Origin of the sequence: Legionella rubrilucens, assembly GCF_001468125.1 — a bacterium.
In the GTDB taxonomy this organism is placed as follows: domain Bacteria; phylum Pseudomonadota; class Gammaproteobacteria; order Legionellales; family Legionellaceae; genus Legionella_C; species Legionella_C rubrilucens.
Genome location: NZ_LNYT01000005.1, coordinates 55,848 through 71,585, shown reverse-complemented (window position 1 = coordinate 71,585; position 15,738 = coordinate 55,848). Strand labels below are relative to the sequence as shown.

The following is a 15,738-nucleotide window of genomic DNA, read 5'->3' as shown; positions in this document are numbered from 1 at the left end:
TTCTCTCTTCTTAATCAACCCGCCCCGAAGGCGTGATGCGTATTCTACTCATCCTGACTCCCTTGTCAAACACTTTTTGAAAAAAACGTAAATTTTTTAAGTCACTGTGTTTTTATTAAGCACACCCTGTTTTTTATTCTTATTCTATATGGGGATGATTATTTTTTATTCAAGTCAGGCGCACTTTAGCGATGCGTCTTTTTCCAACCTGAATAATACAGGCTTCCCCCTTTGTCATGGTTTTCGTCGAATCGCTGACTTTCTCGCCGTCAATTTTAACGGCCCCCTGACTCACCATGCGCATGGCTTCCGAGGTGCTTTTGGTTAAATCCAGTTGTTTTAACAATTGAGCAATGCTGATGGGTTCATTGATGGTCAACTCCTGCTCGACCAGGTCCTCCGGTATTTCGCCTTTTTGAAAACGCTCAATGAATGCCTGATGGGCTCTCTCGGCAGCGTCCTTGTCATGAAAGCGGGCAATGATTTCTTTGGCCAGCTCAATTTTTACATCGCGCGGATTGTAACCTTCCGCTACTGATTTTTTCAGCCCCGCCACTTCGGAAATGGGTCTGAAACTTAATAAATCAAGGTATCGCCACATTAATTCATCACTGATAGACATGATTTTGCCGAACATACTGTCTGCGCTTTCCGCAATACCAATGTAATTGTTCAGTGACTTCGACATCTTTTTAACGCCATCCAATCCTTCAATCAGAGGCAGCATCATAATGACCTGCGGCTCATGGCCGTAATGCTTTTGTAACTCCCGTCCCATTAACAAGTTAAATTTCTGATCTGTCCCGCCTAACTCCACATCCGCTTTTAATTCCACAGAGTCATAACCTTGTATAAGAGGATATAGGAATTCATGAATCGCGATGGGCTGCCCCGAGGTATAGCGCTTGTTAAAATCGTCACGCTCCAGCATTCTTGCCACAGTATGGGTTGCCGCCAGGCGAATTAAATCCGCCGCATTCAATTGACCTAACCACTGGGAATTGAAGACAATCGTGGTTTTTTGCGGATCAAGGATTTTAAAAACCTGATGCTGATAGGTTTCTGCATTCACCAGCACTTCTTCGCGGGTCAGCGGCATGCGTGTTACATTTTTACCGGTGGGGTCGCCAATCATGGCAGTAAAATCCCCAATCAGAAAAATCACATCATGTCCCATCTGTTGAAATTGACGCAGCTTGTTCAGCAGGACGGTATGCCCCAGATGCAAATCGGGCGCAGTGGGATCAAATCCCGCTTTAATACGCAAAGGACGATTTTTGAGTAATTTTTTTTCAAGCTCCTGTTCCGGGAGAATTTCCTCACACCCTCTTTTCAGCTCATTGAAAGCAGAATCTGCGATTATCATGCGTGTAAAACCTTTTTTAATGATTGACCTAACTTCTTGCAGCGAGTATCTTAGCCCGGTTATTCTGTTCTCGCTAGAGGACAGTACAAAGAATAAGCAAAAAAGCATGAACGCTTTTAGGATGGTAATGACTAGTAACGGCTGATTCGCCAATCACTGGACACGATTGGGATACCTTTTACTTAAGCAGTCAGAGCCAAAGAAGACTGTAACACGTTTATTTTAATTAACAGATTCTCCTGGGATGACAGTAGTAAAGGCGAAACATGGATCACAGACCCAATGTCTCATTAAATAGTCCGGAAAAACCATCTAAATTGCTGGCGCTGATTGCTTTGGTAATCGCTTTTGCCCTGCCTTTTATTCTGGTCAAGTCATTCCCTCATAAACAGAAGACACGGTTTACCAACCGCAGTGTCGCGCTTCCCCATGCAGGGCAGGAGGTACCCCCTCAGACACTGAAAGCCAGGACCGGCCCTACATCCGTTGGCACCGTCGCAGTCGCCGCCGCCAAAAAACAGCCCCAGGCGGTAAAAACGGCAGCTCCGGTTATGGCTAAAAAGAAAATCGTCAATGGCAAGGAATGGAAAATCATTAAAGCCCGTCCGGGCGATTCGTTAGCGAGCGTCTTTAATCGTATCGGATTAAGTGCAAAGATCTTGGGCATTATTATTAAAGATAACCCTCATGCCAAAGCATTGTCGAAACTTAAGCCCAATGAAGAAATTCAATTCCTGGTCAACAAGCAGGTGCTGGAAAAAATGATCCTGCCGTTTACCAGTACTCAATACATGGTTGTCTACCGTGACGGAACGCATTACAAGAGTAAAATCAATTCACGAAAAATGAACAGCCATAGCCATTTCCTGACTGCAACGGTCAAGGGCTCGCTGTACGGCACCGCCAAACGCAACAACATCCCCTACAAGCTGATTCAGCAAATGACTGATATTTTTACCTGGGATATCGATTTTGCCCGCGACGTAAGAGCCGGCGATCGCTTTACCATCATCTACAAAGCCTATTATATCGAAGATAAACTGGTCGGCACCGGCGATATTCTGGCGGTTTCGTACAAAAATGGCGGCCGGACTTTTCAGGCCATACGTCACACCAGCCGCGATGGACGTACCGACTATTACACGCCGCAGGGGACCAGCCTCAAAAAGGCCTTTAATCGCTACCCCATCCGCTTCAGCCACATCAGCTCGACATTCAGCCTGTCGCGTTACCATCCCATACTGCATTATCGACGTGCACACAAAGGGGTGGATCTGGCAGCCCGTATCGGTACCCCCATTCAAGCCACTGGTGATGGCCGCATTGAAATTATTGGTCGTCAAAGCGGTTATGGGAACATGATTAAGATTAACCATAACAAGCTTTACAGTACCATTTACGGCCACATGCTCAAATTCCAGAAAGGACTATCCCGCGGTGACTTCGTACGTCGGGGACAGGTCATTGGCTATGTGGGTCAGACCGGTTTGGCTTCGGGTCCGCATTGCCATTATGAATTCCACATCAACGGCCAGCCTAAAAACCCGACAACGGTGACTCTGCCACGAGGAGCGCCGATCTCCGGCCGCGAATTAGCCACATTTAAAGCCAATACCAATACCTTGCTTGCGCAATTGAAACTTTATGAAGAAGGCAATCTTGCCAGTAAAGCAAGAAGAAAGCAGGGTAAAAAAGGTTAATCAATCAGAATGCAGAATAACCGGACGTGCAGGATGCTCGCCCGGTTTTTTGTTATTACGAATTACTCAATTGGCTTTGGACCGCTTGTGCCTGTTTTAAATGCTGAGCCACATGAGCACGGGTTACTTCCAGGTACTGGCGCAATTGCGGATTCGTTGCCTGAGGAATCAAACGTTGATCCAGTAATTGCAGAGCGGCGGCATGATCTTTTACCATGGCATTGATGTAAGCACGATCAAAAGCATGATTTTGCAGACGATTTAACGTAGCCAGTTCTTGTCTGCCTTTGCGTTGCAATTGAGCCGCTGTTTGACCTTGCTTGGGAGCAACATCCAGTTTTTGGCTTAAATGCTCGGCTTCCTGCAGGTTTCTGCTGTGAGCCTTATTCATGGTTTCAGCATAATTTCTAACTGCATGATTGGCTGATTTTTGTTGAGCAGCATTAGCGGCAGCAATTTCGTTTTTATTCAGCACAATTAAGCTGCTTAAAATCTTGGCATCTGTTTGCTTTTGAGTTGCAGTAACAGGTGTTGCAGGCTGATTGGCATCGTTATAAAAATGAGGGTTGGTATTGCAACCGGAAGCGAACAACACGGCGCTGCAAACCAAAGAAAATAAAAGCTTTGAATTCATGACATTTCCTTATATTTTTGTTCATTATGATGATTTGATTACAGCATGAATACCAACCATGAAAGGTCGATTTCCATTTAACATTACCATAGGTTTGGATAAAATGAATACCTGATAATTAACGATTTTTAATTTTTATTCACAGAAAATCCAAGCGGATACAGGAATCCATGCATTCAATTAGCGTGACAAACTGGAGAGGCCAAGGAAGGAATCATTATGGTAAAATGGATCAACAGCATACAAACCACCTGTCTTGTCATCGCCCTGTCGAGTTGTCAATTTCCTGACGATCCCAATCGCACTTTAAAGGCAATTCAAGAGACTCATCGTTTAAAAGCCGGTGTTTGTTCAAACCAGGCGACACCCTTAGAAGAAATAGAATTATTACGACAATTAGCTCGGGATTTACACGCTGAAATAACCTGGTACTCCAGCAATCAGGAAGCGTTGTATCGGCAGTTGCAGCACTTTAAACTCGATATCGCCGCCTGCGCCATTCATCAGGATTCACCCTGGTCTGAAATCCTCGCCTTTTCCGTGCCTTATTATAAGAAAGGGTCTACTGCCTATGTGCTGGCGCTACCGCCCGGCGAAAATGGCTGGCTTAAAGAGGTGAATGAATTTATCCATCAACAAAGGGAAATTCAGCATGCTGCACGTCACTAAAACCCTGGAATTTCCGACCCGATTGCGCCCCATTTATACCCAGGCCATCCGCTATGAATGGATTTCCTTTTTTTACATGATTTCCACCAGTTTTTTTTCGTTTTTAGTCATGTCCAACTCGCAAACCATGAAAACAATCTGGCTTGAAGACATGCTTGGTATTATCCCGCCAGCCTCTTTTTTGATAGCCAGCCATCTTGTCAAATGGAAAGCCAATCGTAATTTTCCCTATGGATTTCATCGCGTAACCACCATGTCTTTTTTTACCAGTTCACTGGCTTTGCTGATTCTGGGAATTTATCTTTTCGTGGATGGCCTTGTTGTTCTCCTGCAACAGGAACATCCGACCATTCCCACGGTATTTTTCTTTGGTTATTCCGTGTGGTTGGGCTTTATCATGATCCCCGCACTGTTATGGTCCGGGATACCCTCCACCATTCTGGGTCATATCAAACTCCCGCTCTCGCGAAAGCTCTATGATAAGATTTTATTTACCGATTCAAAAATGAACAAAGCGAGCTGGATGAGCGCTTTTGCCAGTATTATCGGCATTCTGGGCATTGGATTGGGTTATTGGTGGGCTGATGCCAGTGTGGGAATAATGATTTCAATCAGCATTATCAATGACGGCTACCAGAATTTTAAACAATCAGTCTACGATTTGCTGGATGAGATTCCTAAAATGATAGGCCAGGAAAAAACGGATCCCTTGATTGCCGAAGTGAAGGCTCTCATAAAAAAAGAAGACTGGGTTCAGTCGGTTACCACTCGTTTTCGTGATGAGGGCCATGTCTTTTTTGGCGATATCCTCATTGAACCGAAGGCGGACGAGGTTTCTTTGGTGAAACTCAATGCCTTGCGCCATAGGCTTGAACAATACAACTGGCGTCTGCATGACATTGTGATCATGCCGGTCTTACCACCGTCCAGATCAAAAAAGACAACGAAGGAAAACAGGTAGCACCGCCATCCCGCTACAAAAAGAGATAACGGCAAACAATCACGCTCGCCACAATCCCGGCTACATCCGCAAGAAGTCCTGCCGGGATGGCATGACGGGTGCGTTTAATCCCGACTGCGCCAAAATAGACTGCGATGACATAAAATGTCGTTTCGGTACTGCCCATCATGGTGGCGGCTGTTTTTGAAATAAACGAATCCCCGCCATTCTCATGAATTAATTCAGCCATGACGCCGGTAGCAGCGCTTCCCGAAAATGGCCTGATTAAAGCCAAGGGTAATAACTCCGGCGGCATGCCAAACCACGACAGCACCGGAGCCAGGACTGCATTTAACAGCTCAAAGAAACCGGAGGCTCTGAGCATTCCAATCGCCACCATCATGGCAATCAGGTAGGGAATGATGCTGATGCTGGTTTCAAACCCCTGCTTCGCACCGCTGACAAAGGCATCAAACACATTGATTTTTTTCAATGAACCGTAAAGCGGAATACCGACTACAAAAAGCAGCAGAACCCAATTGGAAATGGTATTGGCAATCTCAATCATTGATCTCAACCTCTCTTAAACGATAGGCCGGTAATTTGGCTAATTGTTTTACAGCAACAATGGCCACCAGGGTCGAGACACTGGTGGCTATCAAGGAGGTGAAAATCACCGAGCTGGGTTGGTGAGCACCGTTTGCTGCGAGAAATGCGATGGCTGTCGCGGGGATTAATTGCACACTCGAGGTATTAATAGCCAAAAAAGTGCACATGGCATCGCTTGCCTGCTCCGCTTTGCCATTTAAACGTTGCAGTTCGTTCATGGCCTTAAGACCAAACGGCGTTGCTGCATTGGCCAAACCCAGCATGTTCGCGGCAATGTTCATCACTATAGCCCCCATGGCCGGGTCATCCACTGGCACATCAGGAAACAATGGCCTCAGGACCGGCTTAAGCCAGTGCGCAAAACGATTCACCAGGCCTGACTCCGACGCAATCGCCATAATACCCAACCACAACGCCATGATGCCACTTAAGCCCAGCGCAATTTCAAACCCAAGTTTGGCCGAGTCGGTCACGGCATGCACGACATGATCCAATCGTCCTTCAATGGCCCCAACGACCACGGACAAAACGATCATCCCCAACCATATTGCATTCAACATTCTTGTACCTCTGCTGCATCAGGGTTAAAATTCAACCATCCACTTTGCCGGGAACGCCATGAGAAAAACCTGCCAGACATTTTTATCCTGCATGATGACGCTGACGCTCGGCCTATCCGCTTTTTCGGTTCACGCAGCGGCCCCTGAAGAAAAGCAGGCAGCCGCCACCCTAAAGGGACTATATCACAGCCTCAACCACATACCGAATTTTGATATGGCGCAGCGCCTTGACAAAATCAGCGGTTATTTTCTGGGGAAACCCTATATGCTTGGCGCCCTGGGTGAAGGGCGTCGTGCACGTTTTGATCAATACCCGCGTTACCGTACGGATGCGTTTGATTGCGAAACCTATGTCACTACCATTTTGGCCATTGCACTGGCCAACAATACACAGACTTTTCAACACTGCCTGAGAAATCTTCGCTACAGCCAGGGTCAATTGGGTTTCATTCATCGCAATCATTTTACCGGTCTAGACTGGAACCAGAATAATCAACGCCAGGGTTATGTTAAAGACATCACGGCTACCGTTGTCGATGAAAAACAAAACCCCGTGTTTAAAACAGCGACCGCTTTTATTGATAAACCCTCCTGGTATGGGCATTTTGGCGATGATCATATTCGTTTGCTTCATCCTGATCCGCACCTGGGGAAGCAGCGGCTCCATGAGTTACAAGCCCTGGGAAGCAAACTGCCGCGCACGGTATCTAATCTGCCATACCTGCCTTTTACGGCGTTGTTTGATGCTGAGGGGAAGGCAAACCACTACCTGTTTAAGCAGATTCCTGAGGCCGCCATCGTTGAAATTGTCAGACCCAATTGGAATTTACGCAAAGAAATTGGTACCCACCTCAATGTATCGCACTTAGGCTTTGTCTTCTGGAAAAATGGCAAGCCCATTTTCCGTCAGGCATCCTCCCAATACGGCAAAGTGGTCGACGTGCCGCTGATTGACTACCTCTCACAAGCGCGCAACAGCCCGACAATAAAAGGCATCAACATCCAGGTCGTCCTTCCGTCAAAACCCTTGTCCAATGGTTGTCACGTCAGGACTGATTAAATCTGGAAATAAGTGCCGATGGCCATGGTGCGGTTATAGGGCAGTTTATAAAATTCGATATTGAGGTTCACTGAATAATTGCGCATCAGGAAGGCAAATAATTTTTCCTGCCAATAAAAATTAAGGGAGCGTTTCTCACGCGACGCCATGATGTTGGGGATTTCCACCAGGTAAGTGGCATTATTTACATTAAGTTTAAACGGCAGGACCCCCTTCTCATTTAACCTTTCCAGAGCCTCGGGGATAGAAATGTCATCCATAAAGCCATAGTTCAGGGTTAATTCGTAGATGGTTTCATCGAGTTGATTGACTTCAAAACGATGCCTATCGTAAATGTGCGGACGATTACGCACGATATAATTGACAATCAGAATGTTTTGAGGAACGGACAGACTCAATTTTAAGAAGTGAAGAAAGCTGCCCCCGCTTCGATCGTAAGTATCGGTAATAAAAATGGCCGTTAACCCGGGAAGCTTGTTTAAGGTTTTGTAATGCAATTGCTTCACTATTTTGGAAATGTCTTCTTTTGCCATGTAGTAATTGTTCTTTAAATACTGCAGGCCGTTATTCCAGGTAAACATAATGGTCGCGACAACCAGGGCAAAACCAATCGGCACCCATCCGCCGGTAATGAATTTGTGCGAATTGGAGGCGAGAAACAGCAAGTCAACCGACACAAATAACGAAAACACCACAAGCGTCCTGCCAAGCGACCAATGCCAAACCTTGATGGACGCATAGGCGACCATCAGGGTAACCATCAGCATGGTCAGGTTAACGGCAATGCCGTAAGCATGAGCAAGATTGGCGGAGCTCTGGAAAATAATAATCAGCAGCAATGTCCCTATCATTAAGAAAAAATTAACCTGAGGAATGTAAATCTGCCCCGCATGCTCTTTGGAGGTTTGGATGATCTGCAGTTTAGGATAAAACCCAAGCAATACCGCTTGCCGCGTCAATGAGAAAGTCGCGGTGATCAACGCCTGGGAGGCAATGATTGTGGCAATGGTTGAAATGGCGAGCAAGGGAATAAAAAAACCGTCGGGCGCAAGATTATAAAACGGGTTGTCAATGTCTTCAGGATGAGCCAGGAGATTGGCGCATTGGCCAAAATAATTCAATAACAGACAGGGCAAGGCGATCATAAACCAACTGGCGCGGATAGGATTTTTACCAAAATGGCCGATGTCAGCATACATGGCTTCCCCTCCGGTCACGACCAGAAAAACGCCCCCCAAAAGGAAAAAACCTTTCATGCCGTTTTCTCGGAAAAATTCGAAGGCATAATAAGGATTCACTGCTTTCAGTACTTCGGGATTATCAATAATTTTATTCACCCCCAAGACGGCGATGGTCACAAACCAAATTAACAGCAGGGGTCCAAAGGCAAATCCTATCTTGGCGGTCCCTTTGTATTGCAGGGAAAACAAGGCAATCAGAATGAGGCAGGAAAAAGGCACCACCCATTTTTCCAATTGCGGCGACACGGTTTTTAAACCTTCGATGGAGCTGGTGACTGAAATAGCCGGAGTCAGCATCCCGTCACCGATTAATAGACCGGCGCCAAAAATAGCCACTAGATAAAACAGATGCTCGTGGCGGGCGCGTTTGCGTTTCAAAAGCGCCAGTAAAGCTAAAACTCCGCCCTCGCCATCGTTGTCCGCACGCAGAACCACCGCCAGGTATTTGAGGGAAATCACAATAATCAGCGACCAGAAAACCAGGGATAAAACCCCCATAACATCCAGCTGATTGATAGGAAGTCCCCACAGGGTTTCACGGATGGCGTACAACGGGCTGGTTCCAATATCCCCAAATACCACCCCCAATGAAGCCAGGGTTAATTTGAATGAAAATTTTTTCTCTGCCATGCGTAAGACATCCATTGAGACGGTCTTTCACTATAACCAATGATGATGGCCTTTCGTAGTCTGTTAAGCAGGTTTTTTTATCTAATGCTTTAATTTACAATGGATTATTTCATCCATGACCTTAGCAATCCGGCCCTGTCAGCAGAAAATGAGGGCATTGATTGCGAAATAGGCAGGGATGCTTAATAATGAGGGATAGATCTGTAACAGGAGTAGGAATGTCACCCAAACACGCCGCCCGATACCTGGCTATATCGAGCCTGCTGCTGCCTTTGTCTTTGAGCGGCTGCTACAAACCGCCCTACAATAATTTCAAACCTTATAACACCATGCCCAAATACACGGCCAAGGGAGCAACCTATGGTCTTATCGCCGGCACCGTGGCCAGCGCCGCCAGTTCAGCAGCCATTCCGGGCGGCATTGTCGTCGGCGGGATTGCGGGAGCAGCCACCAGTCTTTATAAGGAAACCAAACAATCCATCGTGAACGATCTGAACGAACAGGACATTCAATTTGTCGAATACGGCGATACCATGACATTAATTGTTCCTACCGACCGTTATTATGTCTTTGATACGCCGGAATTGAATGACATCTGTTATCCTGCCCTGGTCAATATTGTGCGATTGCTTCGTTTATATCCAAATAGTACTATCTATGTTGCCGGATTTACCGATAACATTGGTTCAAGACGGCATAAACAAAAGCTGTCGCAAGCCCGCGCCGAAGCCATGCTGACTTTTTTATGGGCCAATGGCATTCAAGCCCAGCGCCTGACGGCGGAAGGTTATGGCGACAAGCATGACGTTTCAGACAATAAAATCATTCATGGCAGCGCCCAGAATCGCCGTGTGGAAATACAATGGTTTAATCCGCCCATCACACGACCCGCGCCCATGGCGGCCGTGGCTATGACAAAATAGTGTTCCACCGGCGCACCCGAACCCAAAGCCTCAAGGATGCGAAGCTTGTAAGTGTTAAGAACAGGATTCTTCATTGGAGGTAATTATGAAATCCAGATTCATTGGCGGCATTCTTCTCGTTGTAGGCACATCCATAGGCGGCGGCATGTTGGCACTGCCGGTCGCCAATGCTGCGACGGGTTTCTGGCAATCAACCCTCTTTCTTTTTTTATGTTGGGCTGTCATGACCTTGGGCGCTTTGTTTATCCTTGAAGCCAATCTTTATTTACCCCGCGGAAAACACATGGTCTCCATGGCCGAGGCGACCTTAGGCAAGGCCGGGTTATTGACTGCCTGGTTGAGCTACCTCTTTCTCCTGTATACCCTTTTATCCGCCTACATCTCAGGCGGCGCGGACATTTTTGCCAGCCTGTTTTCCCGTATTGGACTGCACCTCAATGAATGGCAGGCCAGTTTATTATTTACCTTAGCCTTCGGCGCGGTGGTTTATGCCGGGATCCGCTGCGTCGATTTGCTCAACCGAGGGCTGATGTTCGGTAAACTGGGCGTGTATTTGATTCTGGTCGTCCTGATTGCGCCCCATATTCAGTTAAATTACCTCGATGGCGGAAATTACCGTTACATCGCCGGCAGCATCATGCTGTTAATCACTTCGTTTGGTTTCGCCATCATCGTGCCCAATCTTCGCGAATACTTTAATGATGACATCAAAACATTAAGGCGGGTGATTTTAATTGGCTCCTTCATTCCTCTGCTTTGCTACCTGGCGTGGGATGCAGTGATCATTGGCACCCTGCCATCAACCGGCGATTCCGGCTTGGCCGCGTTAATGCACAGTGATCGCACCAACAGCGAATTAGCGGCCATGCTCGCAAAAACGGTGCACAGCACCCTCATCACCTCCCTGTTTAATTTCTTCACTTCCATTTGCATGCTCACGGCTTTTCTGGGTGTTTCGCTCTGCTTGATTAGCTTTCTGGCTGACGGTCTTAAAGTGGAACAAAAGGGCAAGGAAGGCTTGGGTTTGTTTCTGTTAACCTTCCTCCCCCCCCTGCTTCTGGTGCTTTATTATCCTGGAGCCTACATTTCCGCACTGAGTTATGCCGGTCTTTTTTGTGTGATTTTATTGTTGCTTTTACCCGCTTTGATGGTGATGCTGGGGCGGAAAAAATTTAAAAGTGAATACCAGGTCCCAGGCGGGAGGTTAACCCCTGTTTTTGTGATTCTTTGTTCATTTTTATTATTAATTCATGCAGTATTGCAAATGCTGCATGTGCTATAGACCGCTTCGCTTGCGCGGTCTATTGACTATGGGGAATATATTCTTTAATATATTGTATTAAATTTATACATAATGGACTTTAAATTGGCAAATTCTAAATTCATCGGCGGCATTCTTCTTATTGTGGGTACTTCCATTGGTGGAGGAATGCTGGCCTTACCCGTTTCGACTGCGGAAGTTGGTTTTACCAATTCCATTTTTTTCCTGATTTTATGCTGGCTTATCATGACCGTCGGCGCGTTGTTGATCCTGGAAGTGAATCTGCGTTTACCCGCGGGCAGTAACATGGTTTCCATGGCGAAATCCACCCTGGGTCTACCCGGTCAGATTATCGCCTGGGTTACTTACCTTTTCCTGCTTTACACCCTCTTAGCTGCTTATATTTCAGGTGGGAGCGATGTTCTTGGAGGCATTTTAGGGCGTGTTCATTTAACTATCCCGAACTGGATTACTGCCTTGGTATTTACCGGCTTGTTCAGTCTCGTGGTTTATGCCGGAATTCGGGCAGTCGATTATGTCAATCGGGGTTTAATGTTCGGTAAACTCGGTATTTACCTGTTGCTGGTTGTGATTATCAGTCCTCATATTAACGTCAGTACGCTAAGCGGCGGCTCCATCAAGGCAATTACCGGCAGCCTGATGATATTGGTCACCTCTTTTGGTTTTGCTTCCATTGTGCCCAGCCTTCGCGACTACTTTAATGACGACGTGGCTGCGCTGCGCAAGGTGATTCTTTTTGGTTCGTTAATTCCTCTCACCTGTTATATCGTTTGGGATGCGGTCATTATGGGCGTTATTGCACGAGATGGAGCCCAGGGATTAATTGCCTTGGCGAGCAATGAACACACCACCAGCGGCCTGACGGACTCATTAAGCAATGCAGTTCACAGCCAATGGATTACCGGCTTTTTCGGCTTTTTCACTTCCATTTGCATGGTAACTGCCTTTTTAGGGGTATCCATTGGGTTATTTGACTTTCTAGCCGATGGTTTGTCCCTTAAGAAATCAGGCTTACAGGGTAAATGGACGCTGGCGCTGACCTTCCTCCCTCCTCTGATGGTCGTTCTGGTTAACCCGGGAATCTACCTGCATGCGCTGGCTTACGCCGGGGTTTGTTGCATCATCCTGTTGCTGCTGATGCCTGCCGTCATGACCTGGCGGGCTCGCCGCGTCAATCCCGATGGAGGTCTTGTGCTCGTCCCAGGCGGTAATCTGTTGCTGGGCACGGTGGTACTGGTCGCTCTTTTTCTTCTAACCCTAGCGATATAAGCCAAGGTATGCTGCCTGGCTGCCCATCGGACAGCCCAGGCAGCGAGGATGTCTATTGATAAAATCCTTCAGGCGGGTTGTTTTCTAATTCCTGCCTTAATTCTTCACTGAGCAAGGTTTCAACGCGTAACGGGTCAACCCAGTAGGTTTGCAGAACCAGCAATGTTTTATAAGCCAGATCCACATTTCGCGTAATTAATTCTTCCATCACCTTAAACAGTTGCGCTTCCTGCGTATCCGGCATGAGCGTTGGCGGATTGGTTAAATCCTCAAGGAACTTGGCAAACATCTGGTTAAAATAACCCTGCACCATTTTTGGCACCGGGATGTTGCCATCAAAAATACGATGATCGGCACTGATGGATACCGGTAGAATATCCTGAGGCTCAAATGCCTGCGTTTCTTTATTCCACACGGGCTTACGATCGACTTCCAGCAAGGTAAATTTCATTGCTTCATTGCAGCGCAGAGGCGATTTGGTGCGAACATAGCCGCAAAATCCAATATTACTTAACGACACCACCGCATTCCCTGGCAAGGGGTAATCATAGCCATCGGTTGCCAGTTCATACAGCATTTTTTCGAGCTTAACGCTTAAATGAGGGTAGGTTTTTTCCAGGTACTCGCGCTTCTTAAAGCAATAAACCATCATTTTCATGATGTTGCGAACACGTACCGCAATTTCCTGAAAGGCCATGCGATGGCAATTTTCAAAAACGATGGTACCGATGTGATCCCCGCAATCAGGCAATTTAACAATTAAACCCATGTAGGCTTCTTTACTTTGAAACAATTGCCGGTAATTTAAAAAGGAACGGAACGAATCCGTTTCACTTAACCCCAGACTGACGGCCTGCAGCATGAGAATTGTAACGGTTTCGGGGGGAAATTTTTTATTAAAGAAATCAATGCAGCTGATGTTGAGATTAAATTCACCGACCATGGTGGGGTCGGAGGGATCGCTCCATTGCGTCATGAAAACCTTTCGAATCGGCGTCATCTCCACTGCGTAATGCAATTCGGACATCTCGCGAATTCGTGGGAAAAGCTCTTCGCCTACTTTCATGAAAAATTGCCAGTTGTCGCTGGGCTTTAAATTAATTTTTTCAAGCTGCTGAAGATGTTTCTGGTTAAGCGACTGCAGGAAATCAATGGTGCCGTCCACACCCAGTAATGAACAGACGGAAAACATGTACTTGTACTGCAGAAAAATATTGGTCAGCAACTGCTCTTCGAGAAAGGCCATTTTTTGACGGACTTCATCCATATCGGGCAAACCAATGTCTTTGTACAGATCGGCTTCACACACATGGCGGTGCTCATCATCAATGATGGTATCAAACACCCGCGGAGCAACGCCTTGTTTTTTAAGACTATAAAAAATTTCTTCAATCCAGCCTTCACCAATCAGATTAAGCAGCATCACCGCCACTTTAGGGCAGTCTTCGTTACGGATAAAATTACACAATACCTCAATGTGTTCATTGTAGGCAGGCGGCAACGCGTGAGGGGCTGAAAGCATGTACACAATTTTGGTAAACACCAAGCCATGGAAAATTTCATCCAGAAACTGCACCCGCATGCGTTGCCTGTGTTCTTCAGAGGACATTTTGTCCTGAAATTTTAAAGGCACCTGAATGGCAAGGACTTCGAGTTGAGCCAGTAAGGAAAAAGTAAAAACATACAATAGCTTATGATTTTTTAATTCAAAAGGCAGACCGTCTTTGAACAGTTCATCCATACGTTGGCGGATAAGATTTTTTTCCTCTTCCGTGATTTTTTTCCAGCCTTCTAAAATCCATTGCTCAGAACCCCAGGCCGTACGGAGAAATTCATTAAGCTCACTCACTGTTAAAACCCCTTTTCATTGATGCAGAAGCATCATACCCACAGCCGACTAACAGCGTCAACCTTAAAGCCCGGGCAGTTTTTTAAAGAAAAAGAAAATTTGCATTCAGGGAAAAACAGGATCACAATTCGGGTTAAGGCACACGGGGGCTGAATCCCTGTTTAAATGGAGCGGTTTACACTCTGTCTATCCAGTTATGAACAAAACCAAACCCTTTTTAAAATGGGCAGGAAACAAATTCCACTGCCTGGAATTCATCTTGAAATCCCTTCCCCCAGGTCAACGCCTGATTGAGCCTTTCGCAGGTTCCGGCGCGGTCTTTATCAATTCGAGTTACGCCTCCTATCTCCTCGCCGAGCGCAATCTTGATTTAATTACGCTTTACAATCACCTGCGCGAAGAAGGCAATGACTTTATCGATTATTGCGAACACTATTTTATTCCGCTCAACAATTCGCCACAACAGTATTACCACCTGCGGCAACAATTCAATCAAACCCTGCCGTCGCGCGAACGCGCAGCCTTGTTTCTTTACTTAAATCGCCATGGTTATAATGGCTTATGCCGGTTTAACCTCAAAGGATTTTATAACGTGCCTTTTGGCCGTTACCGACGGCCTTATTTTCCCAGACAGGAAATGAGGCTGTTTCATCAGCGCAGTCAGTCGGTGCAGTTTATTCACGCTGATTTTCGCGAGACCTTTGCCATGGCAGGAAAAGGGGACATCGTGTACTGCGACCCACCCTATGTTCCGCTGTCGGCCAGTGCCAGTTTTTCGTCCTACATTGACAAGCGATTCAGCGAGCGTGATCAAATTGAATTGGCGGAACTGGCCATAGCCTCAGCAAACAAAGGCGTCACCGTGGTCATTTCTAATCATGATACTGCGTTTACCCGTTATCACTACCGGGATAGCGACATCATCTCCTTTCCGGTCAAGCGTATGATCAGCTGCAAAGCGCATCAACGGCTCCCGGTTCAAGAACTGGTCGCCGTATTTCGGTAA

14 protein-coding genes are annotated in these 15,738 nt (G+C 46.5%); 8 read left to right on the top strand and 6 right to left on the bottom strand.

Annotation, left to right across the window (positions count from 1 at the left end; genetic code table 11):
* Positions 1-169 precede the first annotated feature (169 nt).
* Positions 170-1,366, bottom strand: a complete 1,197-nt coding sequence (tyrS, locus tag Lrub_RS02165) for a tyrosine--tRNA ligase (RefSeq protein ID WP_058530560.1) — start codon at positions 1,364-1,366, stop codon at positions 170-172.
* 266 nt (positions 1,367-1,632) lie between these two features.
* Between tyrS and Lrub_RS02160 the strand changes: the two genes are divergently transcribed.
* A complete protein-coding gene (locus Lrub_RS02160; RefSeq protein WP_058530559.1) occupies positions 1,633-3,066 on the top strand; it encodes a peptidoglycan DD-metalloendopeptidase family protein in 1,434 nt (477 codons plus the stop codon).
* A gap of 55 nt (positions 3,067-3,121) precedes the next feature.
* Here the strand turns inward: Lrub_RS02160 and Lrub_RS02155 are convergent, their stop codons facing one another.
* Positions 3,122-3,700, bottom strand: coding sequence for a DUF4142 domain-containing protein (locus tag Lrub_RS02155; RefSeq protein ID WP_058530558.1), 579 nt, complete (start codon positions 3,698-3,700; stop codon positions 3,122-3,124).
* A 219-nt stretch (positions 3,701-3,919) separates the two neighbouring features.
* On the opposite strand from Lrub_RS02155, the gene Lrub_RS02150 reads away from it, so the two are divergent.
* Both Lrub_RS02150 and Lrub_RS02145 read left to right on the top strand, forming a co-directional pair.
* Complete coding sequence (locus Lrub_RS02150; protein WP_058530557.1) at positions 3,920-4,369, top strand: transporter substrate-binding domain-containing protein; 450 nt, start codon at positions 3,920-3,922, stop codon at positions 4,367-4,369.
* Complete coding sequence (locus Lrub_RS02145; RefSeq protein ID WP_082651416.1) at positions 4,320-5,330, top strand: cation efflux transmembrane domain-containing protein; 1,011 nt, start codon at positions 4,320-4,322, stop codon at positions 5,328-5,330. Before Lrub_RS02150 ends, Lrub_RS02145 begins: the two co-directional genes overlap by 50 nt.
* Before the next feature lie 13 nt (positions 5,331-5,343).
* Here Lrub_RS02145 and Lrub_RS02140 read toward each other — a convergent pair whose 3' ends face one another.
* On the bottom strand, positions 5,344-5,877 hold the full coding sequence (locus Lrub_RS02140; RefSeq protein WP_058530555.1) for a spore maturation protein: 534 nt from the start codon (positions 5,875-5,877) through the stop codon (positions 5,344-5,346).
* Positions 5,870-6,478 (bottom strand): nucleoside recognition domain-containing protein, encoded by a 609-nt coding sequence (locus Lrub_RS02135; RefSeq protein WP_058530554.1) that lies wholly within the window; start codon positions 6,476-6,478, stop codon positions 5,870-5,872. The genes Lrub_RS02140 and Lrub_RS02135 overlap by 8 nt, the downstream gene beginning before the upstream one ends.
* 58 nt (positions 6,479-6,536) lie before the next feature.
* Between Lrub_RS02135 and Lrub_RS02130 the strand changes: the two genes are divergently transcribed.
* Positions 6,537-7,538, top strand: coding sequence for an N-acetylmuramoyl-L-alanine amidase-like domain-containing protein (locus Lrub_RS02130; RefSeq protein ID WP_058530553.1), 1,002 nt, complete (start codon positions 6,537-6,539; stop codon positions 7,536-7,538).
* Here the strand turns inward: Lrub_RS02130 and Lrub_RS02125 are convergent.
* Complete coding sequence (locus Lrub_RS02125) at positions 7,535-9,409, bottom strand: potassium transporter Kup (protein WP_058530570.1); 1,875 nt, start codon at positions 9,407-9,409, stop codon at positions 7,535-7,537. The two genes, Lrub_RS02130 and Lrub_RS02125, sit on opposite strands and share 4 nt — an antisense overlap.
* A 218-nt stretch (positions 9,410-9,627) precedes the next feature.
* On the opposite strand from Lrub_RS02125, the gene cmpA reads away from it, so the two are divergent.
* The 3 genes from cmpA (at position 9,628) to Lrub_RS02110 (ending at position 12,883) form a co-directional block, all read left to right on the top strand.
* On the top strand, positions 9,628-10,332 hold the full coding sequence (gene cmpA / locus Lrub_RS02120; protein WP_058530552.1) for a C-OmpA-like family protein CmpA: 705 nt from the start codon (positions 9,628-9,630) through the stop codon (positions 10,330-10,332).
* An 85-nt stretch (positions 10,333-10,417) separates the two neighbouring features.
* Positions 10,418-11,614, top strand: coding sequence for an amino acid permease (locus Lrub_RS02115; RefSeq protein WP_058530551.1), 1,197 nt, complete (start codon positions 10,418-10,420; stop codon positions 11,612-11,614).
* Positions 11,615-11,698: 84 nt separating this feature from the next.
* Entirely contained in the window at positions 11,699-12,883 is a 1,185-nt protein-coding gene (locus Lrub_RS02110) for an amino acid permease (protein WP_058530569.1), read from the top strand.
* A gap of 52 nt (positions 12,884-12,935) precedes the next feature.
* Here the strand turns inward: Lrub_RS02110 and Lrub_RS02105 are convergent, their stop codons facing one another.
* Complete coding sequence (locus Lrub_RS02105; protein ID WP_058530550.1) at positions 12,936-14,732, bottom strand: 2-oxo acid dehydrogenase subunit E2; 1,797 nt, start codon at positions 14,730-14,732, stop codon at positions 12,936-12,938.
* 196 nt (positions 14,733-14,928) lie between these two features.
* Here Lrub_RS02105 and Lrub_RS02100 point away from each other — a divergent pair, with 196 nt between their 5' ends.
* Complete coding sequence (locus Lrub_RS02100; protein ID WP_058530549.1) at positions 14,929-15,738, top strand: Dam family site-specific DNA-(adenine-N6)-methyltransferase; 810 nt, start codon at positions 14,929-14,931, stop codon at positions 15,736-15,738.